General features: G+C 71.2%; 14 protein-coding genes and 1 other RNA gene. 13 read left to right on the top strand and 2 right to left on the bottom strand.

Features of this window, described 5'->3' with window-relative positions:
- Positions 1 to 149: 149 nt before the first annotated feature.
- The 4 genes from ABZ877_RS15760 to ABZ877_RS15745 all read left to right on the top strand — a co-directional run bounded on the left by ABZ877_RS15760 (position 150) and on the right by ABZ877_RS15745 (position 5,704).
- A complete protein-coding gene (locus ABZ877_RS15760; protein ID WP_361070355.1) occupies positions 150 to 1,841 on the top strand; it encodes a serine/threonine-protein kinase in 1,692 nt (563 codons plus the stop codon).
- 123 nt (positions 1,842 to 1,964) lie between these two features.
- Positions 1,965 to 3,233: a serine/threonine-protein kinase gene (locus ABZ877_RS15755; protein ID WP_361070352.1), complete on the top strand. Its 1,269-nt coding sequence runs from the start codon at positions 1,965 to 1,967 to the stop codon at positions 3,231 to 3,233.
- 59 nt (positions 3,234 to 3,292) lie between these two features.
- On the top strand, positions 3,293 to 4,396 hold the full coding sequence (gene prfB / locus ABZ877_RS15750; RefSeq protein WP_361070349.1) for a peptide chain release factor 2: 1,104 nt from the start codon (positions 3,293 to 3,295) through the stop codon (positions 4,394 to 4,396).
- A gap of 351 nt (positions 4,397 to 4,747) precedes the next feature.
- On the top strand, positions 4,748 to 5,704 hold the full coding sequence (locus ABZ877_RS15745) for a hypothetical protein (RefSeq protein WP_361070346.1): 957 nt from the start codon (positions 4,748 to 4,750) through the stop codon (positions 5,702 to 5,704).
- 96 nt (positions 5,705 to 5,800) lie between these two features.
- Here the strand turns inward: ABZ877_RS15745 and ABZ877_RS15740 are convergent, their stop codons facing one another.
- A complete protein-coding gene (locus ABZ877_RS15740) occupies positions 5,801 to 5,989 on the bottom strand; it encodes a hypothetical protein (RefSeq protein WP_361070343.1) in 189 nt (62 codons plus the stop codon).
- 364 nt (positions 5,990 to 6,353) lie between these two features.
- On the opposite strand from ABZ877_RS15740, the gene ftsE reads away from it, so the two are divergent.
- The 7 genes from ftsE (at position 6,354) to dacB (ending at position 13,081) form a co-directional block, all read left to right on the top strand.
- Positions 6,354 to 7,043, top strand: a complete 690-nt coding sequence (gene ftsE / locus ABZ877_RS15735; RefSeq protein ID WP_361070340.1) for a cell division ATP-binding protein FtsE — start codon at positions 6,354 to 6,356, stop codon at positions 7,041 to 7,043.
- Between the two features lie 39 nt (positions 7,044 to 7,082).
- The gene (gene ftsX, locus ABZ877_RS15730; RefSeq protein WP_361070337.1) at positions 7,083 to 8,000 is read left to right on the top strand and encodes a permease-like cell division protein FtsX; all 918 of its coding nucleotides are present in this window, start codon (positions 7,083 to 7,085) and stop codon (positions 7,998 to 8,000) included.
- Between the two features lie 78 nt (positions 8,001 to 8,078).
- Positions 8,079 to 9,275 (top strand): S41 family peptidase, encoded by a 1,197-nt coding sequence (locus ABZ877_RS15725; RefSeq protein ID WP_361070334.1) that lies wholly within the window; start codon positions 8,079 to 8,081, stop codon positions 9,273 to 9,275.
- Between the two features lie 31 nt (positions 9,276 to 9,306).
- Positions 9,307 to 9,846, top strand: a complete 540-nt coding sequence (gene smpB / locus ABZ877_RS15720) for an SsrA-binding protein SmpB (protein WP_361070331.1) — start codon at positions 9,307 to 9,309, stop codon at positions 9,844 to 9,846.
- 109 nt (positions 9,847 to 9,955) lie between these two features.
- Positions 9,956 to 10,344: a transfer-messenger RNA gene (gene ssrA, locus ABZ877_RS15715) on the top strand.
- A gap of 101 nt (positions 10,345 to 10,445) precedes the next feature.
- A complete protein-coding gene (locus tag ABZ877_RS15710; RefSeq protein WP_361070328.1) occupies positions 10,446 to 11,426 on the top strand; it encodes a PHB depolymerase family esterase in 981 nt (326 codons plus the stop codon).
- Positions 11,427 to 11,473: 47 nt separating this feature from the next.
- Positions 11,474 to 13,081: a D-alanyl-D-alanine carboxypeptidase/D-alanyl-D-alanine-endopeptidase gene (gene dacB, locus ABZ877_RS15705; RefSeq protein WP_361070325.1), complete on the top strand. Its 1,608-nt coding sequence runs from the start codon at positions 11,474 to 11,476 to the stop codon at positions 13,079 to 13,081.
- Here dacB and ABZ877_RS15700 read toward each other — a convergent pair.
- Positions 13,071 to 14,315: an MFS transporter gene (locus ABZ877_RS15700; RefSeq protein ID WP_361070322.1), complete on the bottom strand. Its 1,245-nt coding sequence runs from the start codon at positions 14,313 to 14,315 to the stop codon at positions 13,071 to 13,073. The two genes, dacB and ABZ877_RS15700, sit on opposite strands and share 11 nt — an antisense overlap.
- A gap of 93 nt (positions 14,316 to 14,408) precedes the next feature.
- Here ABZ877_RS15700 and ABZ877_RS15695 point away from each other — a divergent pair, with 93 nt between their 5' ends.
- Both ABZ877_RS15695 and ABZ877_RS15690 read left to right on the top strand, forming a co-directional pair.
- The gene (locus tag ABZ877_RS15695) at positions 14,409 to 15,455 is read left to right on the top strand and encodes a LysR family transcriptional regulator (protein WP_361070319.1); all 1,047 of its coding nucleotides are present in this window, start codon (positions 14,409 to 14,411) and stop codon (positions 15,453 to 15,455) included.
- 56 nt (positions 15,456 to 15,511) lie between these two features.
- Positions 15,512 to 16,852, top strand: a complete 1,341-nt coding sequence (locus ABZ877_RS15690; protein ID WP_361070317.1) for a nitrate/nitrite transporter — start codon at positions 15,512 to 15,514, stop codon at positions 16,850 to 16,852.
- Positions 16,853 to 16,915 lie beyond the last annotated feature (63 nt).

The following is a 16,915-nucleotide window of genomic DNA, read 5'->3' as shown; positions in this document are numbered from 1 at the left end:
GCCGCATGGCAACCAAGGACCGGGAAGCGGCGTCTTCCCGTCGAACACGGGTTTGTCCTCACCGGTACCGCGGACGCCGCCACTAGAGTGGGTCGCGGCACCCGGGACCGGGGCAGATCACGCAAGTACCGATGCAGGGAGCGCATGACGTGCGGCCGGTAGGCAGCAAGTACCTGCTCGAGGAGCCGCTCGGACGCGGCGCCACGGGCACCGTCTGGCGAGCCCGCCAGCGCGAGACCGCGGGCGCCGAGGCGGCCGTCGCCGGGCAGCCCGGCGAGACCGTCGCCATCAAGGTCCTCAAGGAGGAGCTGGCGAACGACGCGGACGTGGTGATGCGCTTCCTGCGCGAGCGCTCCGTCCTGCTCCGCCTGACGCACCCGAACATCGTGCGCACCCGCGACCTGGTCGTGGAGGGCGAGCTGCTCGCCCTGGTGATGGACCTCATCGACGGTCCCGACCTGCACCGCTACCTGCGGGAGAACGGCCCGTTCTCGCCGGTCGCCGCCGCGCTCCTGACCGCCCAGATCGCCGACGCGCTCGCCGCCAGCCACGCCGACGGCGTCGTGCACCGCGACCTGAAGCCCGCCAACGTCCTCCTCAAGCAGGACGACGCGGGCATGCACCCGATGCTCACCGACTTCGGCATCGCGCGCCTCGCCGACTCGCCGGGCCTGACCCGCACCCACGAGTTCGTCGGCACGCCCGCGTACGTGGCCCCCGAGTCCGCCGAGGGCCGCCCGCAGACCAGCGCCGTCGACATCTACGGCGCGGGCATCCTGCTGTACGAGCTGGTCACCGGGCGCCCGCCGTTCTCCGGCGGCTCGGCGCTCGAAGTCCTGCACCAGCACCTCAGCGCCGAACCGCGCCGCCCCTCGACCGTCCCCGACCCGCTGTGGACGGTCATCGAGCGCTGCCTGCGCAAGAACCCGGAGGACCGGCCGAGCGCCGAGAACCTCGCGCGTGCGCTGCGTACCGTCGCCGAGGGCATCGGCGTGCACGCGAGCAGCGCGCAGATCGCCGCCGCCGAGGGCGTCGGCGCCCTCCTGGCGCCCGACCCGGACCCGGCGCAGGTCCCGGGCGCCGCCGACCCGACCCAAGTGCTGCCGAACAACGCGGCGACGTACGACCCGAACGCCGCCACCAGCGTCATGCAGCAGCAGGGCAATCAACAGGGCAACCAGGGCAACCAGTACTCCGACGCGGACCCGACGTCCGTCCTGCCCGGCAATCGCGGCGCCGCCGACCCGACCGCCGTCATGCCGCCCGTCCCGTCGCACCAGCCCGGCCAGCAGCCGCAGAGCGGCAACCCGGACGACCCGCACCCCTGGCAGAACCAGATGCGCGCCGCCCGCGACCGCAACGAGCAGACGCAGGTCCAGTACCTCGACCCGAACCAGGACCCCCTGCGCCGCCGCCCGCAGCGCCAGGTCGCCCGCCCCGAGCAGCAGCAGCCCAGGCCGCAGCAGTACGCCCCGCAGCAGCCGCGCGGACGCCAGCAGCGCCCGCAGCAGCAGCCCGAGCCGTACGCCCCGCAGCGCCAGCAGCCGCGCCCGCAGCCGCAGCAGTACGCGCCGCCCACGCCGCCCCGGCAGGCGCCGCCCGCGCGCGAGCCGCGTGAACCGCGCGAGCCGCGCCGCCGCAGCGCCAACCCGATGAAGATCCCCGGTCTCGGCTGCCTCAAGGGCTGCCTGTTCATGATCGTCATCCTGTTCGTGGTGTCCTGGCTGGTCTGGGAGTTCACCCCGCTCCAGGACTGGATCGGCACCGGCAAGGGGTACTGGGCGCAGCTCTCCGACTGGTTCTCGACGGCCACCGACTGGATCGGCAGCCTGAGCAACTGAGCCGACTGCGATCGGTGATGTTGGAGATTTGTCGACACCCAGCGGGTGATTTCGCCTCCTGATGCGTTGGTTGGCGTCCGAGCCGCGTAGCTTGGGCGCCAACACGCGTCTGTAGGAGCAGCCTTGGCACGGAAGATCGGCAGCCGGTACACCGCACACCAGATCCTGGGGCGCGGCAGTGCGGGCACGGTGTGGCTGGGCGAGGGGCCGGAGGGTCCCGTCGCCATCAAAACGCTGCGCGAGGACCTCGCCTCCGACCAGGAGCTGGTCGGCCGCTTCGTCCAGGAGCGCACCGCCTTGCTGAGCCTCGACCACCCGCGCGTGGTCGGCGTCCACGACCTCGTCGTCGACGGCAACGACCTGGCGCTCGTCATGGACCTCGTCCGCGGCACCGACCTGCGCACCCGCCTGGACCGCGAGAAGCGCCTCGCCCCCGAGGCCGCCGTCGCCATCGCCGCCGACATCGCCGACGCGCTGGCCGCCGCCCACGCCGCCGGCATCGTCCACCGCGACGTGAAGCCGGAGAACGTGCTGCTCGACATGGAGGGCCCCCTCGGCCCCGGCGGCGCCCACCCCGCCCTCCTCACCGACTTCGGCGTCGCCAAGCTCATCGACACCCCGCGCCGCACCCGCGCCACGAAGATCATCGGCACCCCGGACTATCTGGCGCCCGAGATCATCGAGGGCCTCCCGCCGCGCGCCGCCGTCGACATCTACGCCCTCGCGACGGTCCTCTACGAGCTTCTGGCCGGCTTCACCCCGTTCGGCGGCGGCCACCCCGGTGCCATCCTGCGCCGCCACGTCACCGAGACCGTCGTCCCGCTCCCCGGCATCCCCGACGAGCTGTGGCAGCTCCTCATCCAGTGCCTCGCCAAGGCCCCGGCCTCCCGGCTGCGCGCCTCCGAGCTGGCCGCCCGCCTGCGCGAGCTGGCCCCGATGCTGGCGGGCATGGCCCCGCTCGACGTCCACGACCCCGACGAGTCCGACGACAGCGCCGAGGGCGACGCCACCGACCCGGCGGCCGAGCGGGCCCGCTCCGCCGCCCCTGAGCCCACCGGGACCGCCGCGCCCCGCCGCGGCGCCGTCTCCCTGGTCCCCGGCGCCGCCCCCGCCGACTCCAACCGCGACACCCACACCTCCATGCGCGTCCCCGCCCCGGACGAGCTGGCCGGGGGCGCCCGCGGGACCGCCCGCGCGCCGCGCGCCACCGGCGCCCGCCGCCCCGGCTCGGCCCGCAACCGGCACCCCGCGCGCCGCCGCCGCATCACCCTCGGCGTCGTCGGCCTCGTCGCGGCGGCGGCCATCGGCGGCGGCGTCTGGGCGGCCACCTCCTCCGGCTCCGACGACACCCCGCCGGGCGACAGCAACAACTCGGCCCCGGAGATCCCCTAGCCGGGGGCCCGCCGGGCCGCCCGGGACGGATCACTTGCACCAGCCGTTAGGCTGGTCCTGTGGCAGTCGTCGATGTATCCGAAGAGCTGAAGTCCCTCTCCTCGACCATGGAGTCGATCGAGGCCGTCCTGGACCTCGACAAGCTGAGGGCAGATATCGCCGTGCTCGAGGAGCAGGCGGCCGCGCCGTCCCTGTGGGACGACCCGGAGGCGGCGCAGAAGATCACCAGCAAGCTGAGCCACCTCCAGGCGGAGGTCCGCAAGGCCGAGGCGCTGCGCGGCAGGATCGACGATCTCTCCGTGCTCTTCGAGATGGCCGAGGAGGAGGACGACCCGGACACCCGCGCGGAGGCCGAGTCCGAGCTGACCTCGGTGAAGAAGGCGCTGGACGAGATGGAGGTCCGTACGCTCCTGTCCGGCGAGTACGACTCCCGCGAGGCGCTGGTCAACATCCGCGCCGAGGCCGGCGGCGTCGACGCCGCGGACTTCGCCGAGCAGCTCCAGCGCATGTACCTGCGCTGGGCCGAGCGCCACGGCTACAAGACCGAGATCTACGAGACGTCGTACGCGGAAGAGGCCGGCATCAAGTCGACCACCTTCGCCGTGCAGGCGCCGTACGCCTACGGCACGCTCTCCGTCGAGCAGGGCACGCACCGCCTCGTGCGCATCTCCCCGTTCGACAACCAGGGCCGCCGCCAGACGTCGTTCGCCGGTGTCGAGGTGCTTCCCGTCGTAGAGCAGACCGACCACGTCGAGATCGACGAGTCGGACCTGCGCGTCGACGTCTACCGTTCGTCCGGACCCGGTGGCCAGGGCGTCAACACGACGGACTCCGCGGTCCGCCTGACCCACCTCCCCACCGGCATCGTGGTCTCCTGCCAGAACGAGCGCTCGCAGATCCAGAACAAGGCCACGGCGATGAACGTCCTCCAGGCCAAGCTCCTGGAGCGCCAGCGCCAGGAGGAGCGGGCCAAGATGGACGCCCTCAAGGACGGTGGCAGCTCCTGGGGCAACCAGATGCGCTCCTACGTCCTGCACCCGTACCAGATGGTCAAGGACCTCCGCACCGAGTTCGAGGTCGGCAACCCACAGGCCGTGCTCGACGGTGAGATCGACGGGTTCATCGAGGCGGGAATTCGCTGGCGCAAGCAGCAGGAGAAGTAACCCGAGCGGATCCGCTCCGCGGCTTTCCGCGATTTGTCGACAAGGTAACTGTCGCCTTCCGGGCGGCAGTTGCTTTGTTTTTGGCGGGCATTTCTCGACTGTGAAGGTCCTTCGGGGTTTTACGTCACAGTCACATGACCGTACGGCGGTCAACTCGCCCCATATCCGGTCATCGCGTACGCAACGACCTTGACGTTGATCCGGAAACTGGGAAGGCTGGCGCGCGGCATGCGTATCAGTGGGACGCGTGTGAACGGGGGGCGGGTCGACATCGACGCCTGCTGATACCCCGGTTGAACGTGGTCCCGGGCGCTGCTCCAATGACGATTGGCTACTGGGGGTAGCAGACATATGACCAAGAAGACGCGGATCCGCGTGGCGCGGATAGCGGCCGGAGCGGTGATCGCCGCCGGTGCGTCGCTGACCGCAGCGGGTGCCGCCTCCGCCCTCGAGATCGACGTTCTGGGCCTGACGAGCGTCAGCGCCGACCAGGATGGTCTGAATGTGGCCGTGCCCGCCGAGGGCGATGACGGCGGCGCGACGATCGCGGGCCTTCCCGGCGGCAATGACACTGCTGGCAACACCAACGCGGGCAACACCAACGCGGGTGGCGAGAACGCGGGCAACACCAACGCCGGCAACACCAACGCGGGCAACACCAACGCCGGTAACGGCAACGGCGGCAACACCAACGCGGGTGGCGAGAACGCGGGTAACACCAACGCCGGCAACACCAATGCGGGCAACACCAACGCCGGTAACGGCAACGGCGGCAACACCAACGCGGGTGGCGAGAACGCGGGTAACACCAACGCCGGCAACACCAACGCAGGTAACGGCAACGGCGGCAACACCAACGCCGGTAACGGCAACGGTGGCAACACCAACGCGGGCAACACCAACGCCGGTAATGGCAACGGCGGCAACAACGGCGGCGGCAACAACGGCGGCGGTAACAACGGCGGCGGCGGTAACGGCGGCGGCGGTGACAACGGCGGCGGTAACGGCGGCGGTGGCAACAACGGCGGCGGCAACGGCGGCTCGTCCACCGGTGGTGGGTGGGACAACACCAACCCCGACGGCAACAACACCCCCGTCGAGCAGGGCCAGGGCAAGGACAGCCTGCAGGACACCGGGTCGGCCCCCGCGGAGCAGACCGCCGCTCAGGGCAAGAACGACGGCGAGCTGGCCGAGACCGGTGCCGACGGCACCACCGTGCTGCTCATCGGCGCCGCGACCATGATCGCGGGCGGCATCGGCTTCCGGTTCCTGCCGCGCCTCGCCGGCAACCGTGGCGCGGCCGCGTAACACCTCCGCGTAACGACTGAACCACGCGGCGCACACGCCAGTGCACGCGGAAGGGCCCGGAGCCACAGCTCCGGGCCCTTCCGCGTGACCGGGGGGTCAGACGGTCTGATGGGCGAGCAGCGCCATCGCCGCGATGAGCACGGCGACGAGCGCGATCAGCGCCATGGGGTTGAGCCCGGCGAACGGGCTCTGCTGGAGCCGCTCGCGGTTGGCCCGGCACACCGGGCAGCGGCCCTCGCTCACGGGCGCCGCGCAGTTCGCGCACACCAAGCGGTCATAGGTCATGCGCCTGTCCTCCTCCCGCGCGGCGGAGCCGGCTGCGACGTCTGCCAGGTTCCCACTGGTTCTCTCCGCTCAACGCTCCGGGAAACGCGACCGTTCCCACCTCCACTGTGCCAGCTTCCCGCGGATTAGGCGCGGCCCCCTCCGACGCCCCTGTGCGGGAGGCCCCGGGGAGCATCCCTGACCAGGGCCGGGGCGGACAAAAACGGCACTGTCCGTGACCGCGCACCGGGACAAAAAGTGCAACCAGGGACGGCGCCTGCGCTGCGTGTGCCGGTTCGCGTATGGTCACGCTCACCGAGGGGGTGTCACGGGAGGCCCGCACAGCACCCCCGCCCCCGACCTACCCGACGCTCCGAGGCGCTCCGTGATCCGATTCGACAACGTCTCCAAGGTCTATCCGAAGCAGACCCGCCCCGCTCTCAGGGATGTCTCCCTGGAGGTCGAGCGCGGTGAGTTCGTCTTCCTGGTCGGCTCGTCCGGCTCCGGCAAGTCGACGTTCCTGCGGCTCATCCTGCGCGAGGAGCGGTGCAGCCACGGCCAGGTGCACGTGCTCGGCAAGGACCTGGCCCGCGTCTCCAACTGGAAGGTCCCGCAGATCCGCCGCCAGCTCGGCACGGTCTTCCAGGACTTCCGGCTGCTGCCCAACAAGACGGTCGGGGAGAACGTGGCGTTCGCCCAGGAGGTCATCGGCAAGGGCCGCGGCGAGATCCGCAAGGCCGTGCCGCAGGTGCTCGACCTGGTCGGCCTGGGCGGCAAGGAGGACCGGATGCCGGGCGAGTTGTCCGGTGGTGAGCAGCAACGCGTCGCCATCGCGCGGGCGTTCGTGAACCGGCCGAAGCTCCTGATCGCGGACGAGCCGACCGGCAACCTGGACCCGCAGACGTCGGTCGGCATCATGAAGCTGCTCGACCGCATCAACCGCACGGGCACCACCGTCGTCATGGCCACCCACGACCAGAACATCGTGGACCAGATGCGCAAGCGCGTCATCGAGCTGGAGAAGGGCCGTCTCGTCCGCGACCAGGCGCGCGGCGTCTACGGCTACCAGCACTGAGAAGTACCGAGAGAAGCTGCGAAAGGCTCAGTAAGCGCTATGCGTGCCCAATTCGTCCTGTCGGAGATCGGCGTCGGCCTCCGCCGCAACCTCACGATGACTTTTGCCGTCATCATCTCGGTGGCCCTCTCGCTCGCCCTGTTCGGCGGCTCGCTGCTCATGAGCGACCAGGTCAACCAGATGAAGGGCTTCTGGTACGACAAGGTCAACGTCTCGATCTTCCTGTGCAACAAGGGAGACGCCGAGTCCGACCCGAACTGCGCCAAGGGCCCGGTCACCGCCGAGCAGAAGAAGCAGATCCAGGACGACCTCGCCAAGATGGACGTCGTCCAGAAGGTGTCGTACGAGTCCCAGGACGAGGCCTACAAGCACTACAAGGAGCAGTTCGGCGACTCCCCGCTGGCCAGTTCGCTCACCCCGGACCAGTTGCAGGAGTCGTACCGGATCAAGCTCAAGGACCCGGAGAAGTACGAGGTCATCGCCACCGCGTTCAACGGGCGGGCCGGCGTGCAGTCCGTGCAGGACCAGAAGGGCGTGCTCGACAACCTCTTCCGGCTGCTCGGCTACCTCAACTACGCGGCCGGGGCCGTGATGCTCGTGATGCTCGTGGTCGCGCTGCTGCTGATCGTGAACACCGTGCGGGTCTCCGCGTTCTCCCGGCGCCGCGAGACCGGCATCATGCGCCTGGTCGGCGCGTCCGGCTTCTACATCCAGGCGCCGTTCATCATGGAGGCCGCGGTCGCCGGGCTCATCGGCGGCGGCATCGCCTGCGTCTTCCTCGCCGCGGGCCAGTACTTCGTGATCGACAACGGCGTCGCGCTCTCCGACAAGCTCCAGCTGATCAACTTCATCGGCTGGGACGCGGTGCTCACCAAGCTGCCGCTCATCCTCGCGGTGAGCGTCCTGATGCCCGCGCTGGCCGCGTTCGTCGCGTTGCGCAAGTATCTGAAGGTGTGACGAGAGTCCCCCGTGCCACGGGGCGCCGGGCGGGTCAACCTCCCGTACGGCGCCCCAGGTTGTCCTAGACTCACCGGCATGTCAGGCCGCCAGGATCTGCTCCACGCGCTCTCCGCGCACCCTGTGCCCCGCCGCATCGGCCGCGGGGCGGCCCTGACCTTCGTCTTCGCCGGTGTCCTCGCGGCGGGCGCCGCGACCGGCTCCTGGCCCGACGAGACACGGGACTCCGCCGCGGAACCGGGCCGTTCGGTCGCCGCCGCGCCCCACCGCCACATCGCCGACCAGGTGACCGACCCGACCGAGGCCGCCGCCGAGGCCGTCGAGGACGGCAAGTCCCCGACGCTCGCCGCCGAGGAGGCCGTCAGCCGCAGCGGCGACCGCTGGGGCGCGGTCTACTCGCAGGGCGAGTACGAGGAGTTCGAGCAGTCCCTGGACGGCGAGTACACCGGCGTCGGCCTGCGGGCCCGCCGCGCCGCCGACGGCGACGTGCAGGTCACCAAGGTCCGCTCAGGGTCGCCCGCCCAGCTCGCCGGCGTCCGCGAGGGCGACCGCATCTCCTCCGTGGACGGCGAGCCCGTCACCGGCCGCCCCGTCACCGAGGTCCTCGGCCTGCTGCGCGGCGACCACGCGGGCACGCCCGTGCGCGTCGGGCTGCGGCGCGGCACGCGCGCGTGGAGCGAGACGCTGCGCCGCGCCAACCTGACCACGGACAATGTCACGACGACCGCCCTGCGCTCCGGCGCCCGGCTCATCAAGGTCAGTGCCTTCACCAAGGGCACCGGCGCACAGGTGCGCGAGGCGGTGCGCGAGGCACCCGCGCGCGCGGGCGTCATCCTCGACCTCCGGGGGAACTCCGGCGGCCTGGTCACCGAGGCGGTCAGCGCGGCCTCCGCGTTCCTGGACGGCGGACTCGTCGCCACGTACGACGTACGGGGAGCGCAGCGGGCCCTGCACGCAGCGCGCGGCGGCGACACCACCAGACCCGTGGTCGTGCTCGTCGACAGCGGGACGATGAGCGCGGCCGAACTGCTCACCGGCGCCCTCCAGGACCGCGGCCGCGCGGTCGTCGTGGGCACCAGGACCTTCGGCAAGGGCTCCGTGCAGATGCCGAGCAAGCTGCCGGGCGGCTCGGTCGCGGAGCTGACCGTCGGCCACTACCGCACCCCCGGCGGCCGGGGCGTCGACGGCCGGGGCATCACCCCCGACCTGGAGGCCGAGAACGGGGCCAGGCAGCGGGCCGAGACGGTATTGAGTGGCCTCGGCACCCCCTCGTAGTGCGAAAATGGCCAGCACTATGGCCAAGTCAATGTTCGTACCGAAGGAGTCCCAGCCCAAGCAGGGCAAGGGGACCGCGTCCGGCAAGAAGGACGGCACCCGCAAGATCGTCGCGCAGAACAAGAAGGCGCGCCACGACTACGCGATCATCGACACCTACGAGGCCGGTCTCGTCCTCACCGGCACGGAGGTGAAGTCGCTGCGCCAGGGCCGCGCCTCCCTGGTCGACGGCTTCGTGCAGATCGACGGCGGCGAGGCGTGGCTGCACAACGCGCACATCCCCGAGTACAGCCAGGGCACGTGGACCAACCACTCCGTGCGCCGCAAGCGCAAGCTGCTCCTGCACCGCGAGGAGATCGACAAGCTGGAGTCGAAGTCGCAGGAGACCGGCCACACGATCGTGCCGCTGGTGATCTACTTCAAGGACGGCCGCGCGAAGGCCGAGATCGCGCTGGCGAAGGGCAAGCGCGAGTACGACAAGCGCCAGACGCTGCGTGAGCAGCAGGACCGCCGGGACGCGGACCGCGCGATCGCGGCGGCGAAGCGGCGCCAGCGGGCTCAGCAGCGCTGAGGCGGCGCCGGGAATAAGCTGGCACGTCCACCCGTTGGTCACGTACGATGGGACTGCTCCTCACGGCAGGGGCACCAGGGCCGCGAGGTCCGCTTTGAAAAAACAACATGGGGATGATCGGTTTCGACAGCGGATGTCGAAGCAGGGGAAGCGAGCCGAGGAAGCGGCAATGATCTCGTTAACCATATGTCGCAACCAATAATCGCCAATTCTAAGCGCGATTCCCAGTCCTTCGCTCTCGCTGCCTGATAAGCAGTGATCGAGGGACCCTAAAAGGGTGTCAGCCCGGGGATGTTCCCGACCCGGATCCTGGCATAATCTAGGGGACTAAACCATCGAACCCGGTCACGGGGTTCGATGGGAAATCAAACAGTGACTGGGCCCGTCGGAGACTTGTTCGCGTGATCTCCGGGGCCGAGAAAATCGCAGCGAACTGCGCTCGGAGAAGCCCTGCTGCTGCACCGTTGGACGCGGGTTCGATTCCCGCCATCTCCACCACCCCATGCGCTGAGGCCCGGCTGTTCACACAGCCGGGCCTTTGTCGTTGTGTGGGCCCGCCCCATATCGAGCCCCCGGGGCCGGTCCTACCTTCGCTCCCCATGACAGACACCCGTACACACACCAGAGCCGTCACGGTCCTGCTCGCTCTCCTCGCCCTCTTCCTGCCCGCCGTTCCGCAGGCGTCCGCCGCCGCGCCCGGTGTCCAGGAGGTCACCGGGTTCGGGTCCAACCCCGGTGCGCTGAGGATGTTCCGTCACGTGCCCGACGGGCTGCCGCGCGGGCGGCCCGTCGTCGTCGTGCTGCACGGCTGTACGCAGGACGCCGCCGGGTACGGGGCCGGGAGCGGCTGGACCGAGCTGGCCGACCGGTGGGGGTTCTCCGTCGTGCTGCCGCAGCAGACGTCCGGCAACAACCTTCAGTCCTGCTTCAACTGGTTCCAGGCCGGGGACATCGCGCGCGGGCAGGGCGAGGCCGCCTCGATCGCGCAAATGGCCGACAAGCAGGTCGCCGACGCGGGCGCCGACCCGTCCCGGGTGTACGTGACCGGGCTCAGCGCCGGGGGCGCCATGACGGCCGTGATGATGGCCGCGTACCCGGAGAAGTTCGCCGCCGGGGGCGTCGTCGCCGGGCTGCCCTACGGCTGCGCGCAGGCCGCCGGGTCCCCGTACGTCTGCATGTATGTCGGGGCCACACAGAGCGCGAGGCAGTGGGGCGACCGGGTGCGGGCCGCGCGGCCCGGGTACGCGGGGCCCTGGCCGAGGCTCACCGTGTTCCAGGGCACCGCCGACTACACCGTGAAGCCCGTCAACATGACGGACCTGATGGAGCAGTGGACCGATGTGCGCGGCGCCGACCAGGTCGCTGACGCGAGCGACACCGTCGCCGGGTATCCGCACCAGGTCTTCCGGGACGCGTCCGGAGCCACCGCCGTGGAGACGTACAGCATCACCGGCATGGGGCACGGCCAGCCCGTCGATCCGGGGAGCGGGCCCACGCAGTGCGGGACCGCCGGGGCGTACCTCCTCGACGTGGACCTGTGCGCCGCGCAGGTGCTCGGGCACTCCTGGGGTCTTGGCTGATCCGTGGGTCTTGGCCGGGCCCCGGGCGTCCGGGATGCTCCTGTGGCATGAGCAGAGCTGACAGCGAACCTCGCAAGGCGTACCGGAGATGGGTCTGGCCCGTCGTCCTCGGTGTGGCCGCCGCCACGCTCTCCTGGGGCGGGAGCGCCGGGGCCGACGCCGACCCCAGCGGGCTGCCCGAGGCTATCGACACGATCCTCGGTGACCCGCGCATGGAGGGCGGCGCGGCCAGTGTCGTCGTGGCCGACGCCGCGACCGGCGAGACCCTGTACCAGCACAACCCGACCGGGCGGCTCATGCCCGCCTCCAACACCAAGCTCGCCACGTCGACCGCCGCCATGGACGTCCTCGGCCCCGGCTACCGGTTCACCACCGACGTGCTCGCCGCCGGGCGCGTGCGCGGCGGCGTCCTGCACGGGGACCTGTATCTGCGGGGGACCGGCGACCCGACCACCCTCGCCGCCGACTACGACGAGCTGGCCGCCGACGTCGCCGCCGCCGGGGTGCGGAGGGTCGACGGCCGGCTGGTCGCCGACGACACCCGGTTCGACGACCGCCGCCAGGGCGACACCTGGGGCGCCGACGACGAGTCCTCGTACTACGCCGCCCAGATCTCGGCGCTCAGCGTCGCGCCCGACACCGACTACGACACCGGGACCGTCATCGTCGAGGTCGCACCCGGGGCGAAGGCCGGGGACAGGCCGCGCGTCACCGTCACGCCGAGGACGGACTACGTGCGGTTCGACGTGCGGGCGCGCACCGTCGCCGCCGGGGGAGCGGACAGCATCGCCGTCGAACGGCAGCACGGCACCAACACGATCACCGTCAGCGGGACCGTGCCGGTCAGCGGGGACACCACCAAGGAGTGGGTCACCGTGTGGGAGCCGACGGGGTACGCCGCCGCCGTCTTCCGCGACGCGCTCGCCGCACACGGCGTACGGGTGAGCGGCGCCACCAAGCCCGGCCGTGCCACCCCGCCCGGCGCCAGGGCGCTCGCCACGCACACCTCCATGGCGCTGAAGGACCTGCTCGTCCCGTTCATGAAGCTGTCCAACAACATGCACGCCGAGTCGCTCACCAAGGCCATGGCGTACGAGGCGACGGGCCGGCCCGGCAACTGGGGCGACGGGATCGCGGCCATCGCCTCCTATCTGAAGGGCGCCGGGGTCGACGCGGGCAAGATCCGGCAGGTCGACGGTTCGGGCCTTTCGCGCAAGAACAACTTCGCCGCCCGGCAGATCGCCGACCTGCTGCTCTCCGTACGGGACGAACCCTGGTACGCCGACTGGTACCGGTCGCTGCCGGTGGCATGCGCCCCGGACCGGTTCGTCGGCGGGACGCTGCGGACGCGGATGTGCGGCACCCCGGCCGCGCTCAACGCCCGCGCCAAGACGGGGTCGCTGACCGGGGCCAGCGCCCTGTCCGGCTATGTGAAGGACGCCGACGGGCGCGAGCTCGTCTACAGCATCGTCCAGAACAACTACCTCGCCGCCTCGGTGAAGCCGCTGGAGGACGCGATCGTCGTGACCCTCGCCAAGTCGACCGCAGAGAAGGCGGCGGCGGGCGTCGCCCCGAAGGCGAGCAGGTCCGCGCCGCACGCGCAGGACGACGCGGACGGTCTGGAGTGCGCCTGGCGCAAGCCCGTCACCTGCTGACGCCGCGCACGCGCAGGTATCCGTAGAGCGCGAGCAGCAGCGCCGTCACCGCCGCCACGACCGGGACGGTGTACGCCGCGGTGGGGCCCCAGTGCTCCACCGCGGCGCCGCCGGTCGCGGAGCCGCACGCGATGCCGCCGAGCAGCCCGGTGACGGCGAGCGTCATGCCCTCGTTCAACTGGGCCGCCGGGGTGCGCTGTTGGACCAGGGTCATGCCGGTCACCATCGTCGGTGCCGTCGCCATGCCCGCGATCAGGAGCGCCCCGCCGAGCACGACGAGCGAACCGGTGAGGGCCGCCGCGAGCAGCGGCAGCGTCATGAGGGCGGCCATCGCGGCGACGCACACGGGGTGGCGGCGGTCGGCCGGGCCCGCCGGTCTCACCGCCCCGTAGACGAGGCCCGCCGCGCACGACCCCGCCGCCTGGAGCGCCAGGACGCCGCCCGCCCACGCCTTGTGCCCCTGCGCGTCCGCGAAGGCGACCGTGACGACCTCCAGGGAGCCGAAGATCGCGCCCGTGGCGAGGAACGCGACGAGGAGTGGCGGCATGCCACGCGCGCGCAGCGGCGTTCTCGTCGCCTCCGTACGGGCGTGCGGCGGGGGCTCCGTGGCGCGCTGCGCGGCGAAGATCAGGACGCCGGTCACCATCAGGACGGCGCTGACCAGCGTGCCCGCCTCGGGGAACAGGGTGCCGCAGAGGAAGGCGGCCACGACCGGGCCGAGCATGTAGCACAGCTCGTCGGCGGCCTGCTCGAAGGAGTTCGCGGTGTGCAGGGCGTCCGCGTCGCCCTTGAGGAGGTGCGCCCAGCGGGCCCGGGACATGCCGCCCGTGTTGGGCGTGGCCGCCGACGCCAAATAGGCGGCGAAGAGGGTCCAGTCGGCCGCGCCGAAGTGCACGCACAGGAGCAGCGCGAGCGATCCGCACGCGGAGACCACGGTCGCGGGGACGGCGACGCGGGCCTGCCCGTACCGGTCGACGAGGCGTGCCGTCCAGGGGCCGACGACCGCGTTGGCGACCAGGCCCGTCGCGGTGACGGCGCCGGCGAGCGCGTACGACCCCCGCGTCCCCGAGATCATGATGACCGCGCTGATGCTGAACATGCCTTGCGGGAAGCGGGCGATGAGGTTGCCGAGGGTGAAGGCGCGGGCGCCGGGCACGGCGAACAGCCGGGCGTAGGTCGTCCTCCGGGCGGTGGGCGCGGTCGCGGGGGCGGACGGGGTGGTTGTCTCAGCCATGCCAAGAGCGTCACCGCAGGTCCTACGTCCGGTCCAACACCTGCTCCGTACTGATTCACGCACCTGTGTTGTAAGTCGTTGTAGGTTCCCCGGATGGCAACCAGCATCGAGCCGCGCCTCCTGCGCGCCTTCCTCGCCGTCGCCGACGAGCTGCACTTCACGCGCGCCGCCGCCCGGCTCTACGTGGCCCAGCAGGCGCTCAGCCGGGACATCCGGCGGCTCGAACGGGAGCTGGGCGCCGAGCTGTTCGGGCGGACCACACGGCAGGTCACGCTCACCGCCGAGGGGGCGCGGCTGCTGCCGTACGCGCGGCGCGTGATCGAGGCGCAGGACGAACTGCTCGCCGCGTTCAAGGGCCCCGTGCCCGAGGTCCGGCCCCTGCTCGTGGACGTCAACAGCCCGGGGCTCGTGCACGAGCGGGTCCTCGCGCGGGCCCGCGAACTCGTCCCCGGGCATGAGCTGATGACGCGCTACGAGAGCGGCCTGACGCATGCCGCCGCCGAACTCCTCGCGGGCCGCATCGACGTCTCCTTCGGCCGGTTCGCGGGGCTCGACCCGGCCGTGCGGGAGCGCCTCGCCCAACAGCCCATGCGCTACGAGCCGATGGCGGTCGTGCTGCCCGAGGACCATCCGCTGGCCGCACTCGACGCCGTACCGCTGGACCGGCTCGCGGGCGAGACGATCTACGCGGGCGCCGGCAATCCCCGGACGCCGGAGTGGACCGATCTGGCCCGGCGGTTGTTCGACGGACGCGGCATCAAGATCGCGCCACCCGCGCCGCTCGCCATCGGCGAGGAAGAATTCCGGCGCATCATGTCGAAATATGGTAACCCGGTATTGACCGGCATCGACTTTCCGGCCATGCCCGGATCAGTGCTCCGCCCCCTCGTCGACCCCGTCCCGCTGTCCCCTGTGTCACTTGTCTGGCGAAAGGGTCAGAAGCACCCCGGCATCGACGCATTGCGAACCGCCGCGGCCGCGCTCGCCGAGGAGGAAGGATGGCTCGAACGCCCCGCGGACGCCTGGATACCGGCCGAGGACGCGCTCGTCATGCTGGACCGCGGGCGAGCCTCACCACCCGTCGCCCGCCCGGGTGAGAGCAACGTTCCCCGGTGGTCATCGCGCGCCACAGTCCGGTAATCCCGGCTTCCTACCGTCGGACGCGGAAGGCAGGAACCGTGACCCTGGAGGCGTGGATGGCAGGCTGGAGCCGGGATCGGGAGTGGGTCGAGCGGTGGGATCCCGAGGACGAGAGGTTCTGGGCGGAGACGGGCGCCAAGGTGGCGCGGCGCAATCTCGTCTTCTCCGTCCTCTCCGAGCACATCGGGTTCTCCGTCTGGTCCCTGTGGTCGGTGATGGTCCTGTTCATGGGGCCCGAGTACGGCATCGACCCCGCGGGCAAGTTCTTCCTCGTCTCGATGGCCACGCTGGTCGGCGCCTTCGCGCGCGTGCCCTACACGTTCGCCGTCGCCGTGTTCGGCGGGCGCACGTGGACGGTGATCTCGGCGAGCCTGCTGCTGGCCCCGGCCGCCTTGGCGTTCGTCGTGATGGAGCCCGGGACCTCGTACAGCACGTTCATGGTGTGCGCGGCGCTCACCGGTGTGGGCGGCGGCAACTTCGCCTCCTCCATGACGAACATCAACTCCTTCTTCCCGCTGCGGAAGAAGGGGTGGGCGCTCGGCCTGAACGCGGGTGGCGGCAACATCGGCGTCCCCGTCATCCAGCTCACCGCGCTCGCCGTCATCGGCGCGGGCGGCGGCCCGCGCGTCCTGCTCGGCGTCTATCTCCCGCTGATCGTCGTCTCGGCGGTCTGCGCGGCGCTGTACATGGACAACCTGGCGACGGTGAAGAACGACACCGGCGCCGCGCGCGACGCCGCCAGGGACCCGCACACCTGGATCATGGCGTTCCTCTACGTCGGCACGTTCGGCTCGTTCATCGGCTACTCGTTCGCCTTCGGTCTCGTCCTGCAGACCCAGTTCGGCCGTACGCCGCTCCAGGCGGCCGGTGTCACCTTCATCGGGCCGCTGCTCGGCTCGCTGGTCAGGCCGGTCGGCGGGCGGCTCGCGGACCGGTTCGGCGGGGCGCGCATCACGCTGGGGAACTTCGTGGCGATGGGCGCCGCGACCGCCGTGGTGATCCTGGCGTCCGTACGGGAGTCCCTGGCCCTGTTCACCGTCGCCTTCATCGTGGTGTTCGTGCTGAGCGGGCTCGGCAACGGGTCCACGTACAAGATGATCCCCGGCATCTTCCACGCCAAGGCGCTCGGCCTCGGCCTCACCGGCGAGGAGGCGGCCGCGTACGGGCGGCGGCTCTCCGGCGCCTCCATGGGGCTGATCGGCGCGGTCGGGGCGCTCGGCGGTCTCGGCATCAACCTCGCGTTCCGCCAGTCGTTCCAGACGGCGGGCACCGGCACCGGCGCCTTCGTCTCCTTCCTCGTCTTCTACGCGGTGTGCACGGCGGTGACGTGGGCCGTATACCTTCGGGGTTCGGCGGCGCGCTATGCGACGCCGCGGCTGAGCTACGCCGAGGTGTGAGCGCCGGGCCCGTAACACGTACGCAATCGCGCCGATCCGGGCCCGTCACGCCGAGTTGGCAGG

Origin of the sequence: Streptomyces sp. NPDC046939 (assembly GCF_040644575.1) — a bacterium.
GTDB lineage: Bacteria > Actinomycetota > Actinomycetes > Streptomycetales > Streptomycetaceae > Streptomyces.
Note: the sequence above shows the minus strand (reverse complement) of the source record. Positions and strands in the feature narration are given on the sequence as shown.

What these genes read in the sequence shown, in the direction of transcription:
- ABZ877_RS15695 (WP_361070319.1), top strand. Translation starts at nt 14,409, where the DNA reads ATGGCAACCAGCATCGAGCCGCGCCTCCTGCGCGCCTTCCTCGCCGTC.
- ABZ877_RS15740 (WP_361070343.1), bottom strand. Translation starts at nt 5,989, where the DNA reads ATGACCTATGACCGCTTGGTGTGCGCGAACTGCGCGGCGCCCGTGAGC.
- ABZ877_RS15690 (WP_361070317.1), top strand. Translation starts at nt 15,512, where the DNA reads ATGGCAGGCTGGAGCCGGGATCGGGAGTGGGTCGAGCGGTGGGATCCC.
- ABZ877_RS15710 (WP_361070328.1), top strand. Translation starts at nt 10,446, where the DNA reads ATGACAGACACCCGTACACACACCAGAGCCGTCACGGTCCTGCTCGCT.
- ABZ877_RS15700 (WP_361070322.1), bottom strand. Translation starts at nt 14,315, where the DNA reads ATGGCTGAGACAACCACCCCGTCCGCCCCCGCGACCGCGCCCACCGCC.
- ftsX (WP_361070337.1), top strand. Translation starts at nt 7,083, where the DNA reads ATGCGTGCCCAATTCGTCCTGTCGGAGATCGGCGTCGGCCTCCGCCGC.
- dacB (WP_361070325.1), top strand. Translation starts at nt 11,474, where the DNA reads ATGAGCAGAGCTGACAGCGAACCTCGCAAGGCGTACCGGAGATGGGTC.
- smpB (WP_361070331.1), top strand. Translation starts at nt 9,307, where the DNA reads ATGTTCGTACCGAAGGAGTCCCAGCCCAAGCAGGGCAAGGGGACCGCG.
- ABZ877_RS15725 (WP_361070334.1), top strand. Translation starts at nt 8,079, where the DNA reads ATGTCAGGCCGCCAGGATCTGCTCCACGCGCTCTCCGCGCACCCTGTG.
- ABZ877_RS15745 (WP_361070346.1), top strand. Translation starts at nt 4,748, where the DNA reads ATGACCAAGAAGACGCGGATCCGCGTGGCGCGGATAGCGGCCGGAGCG.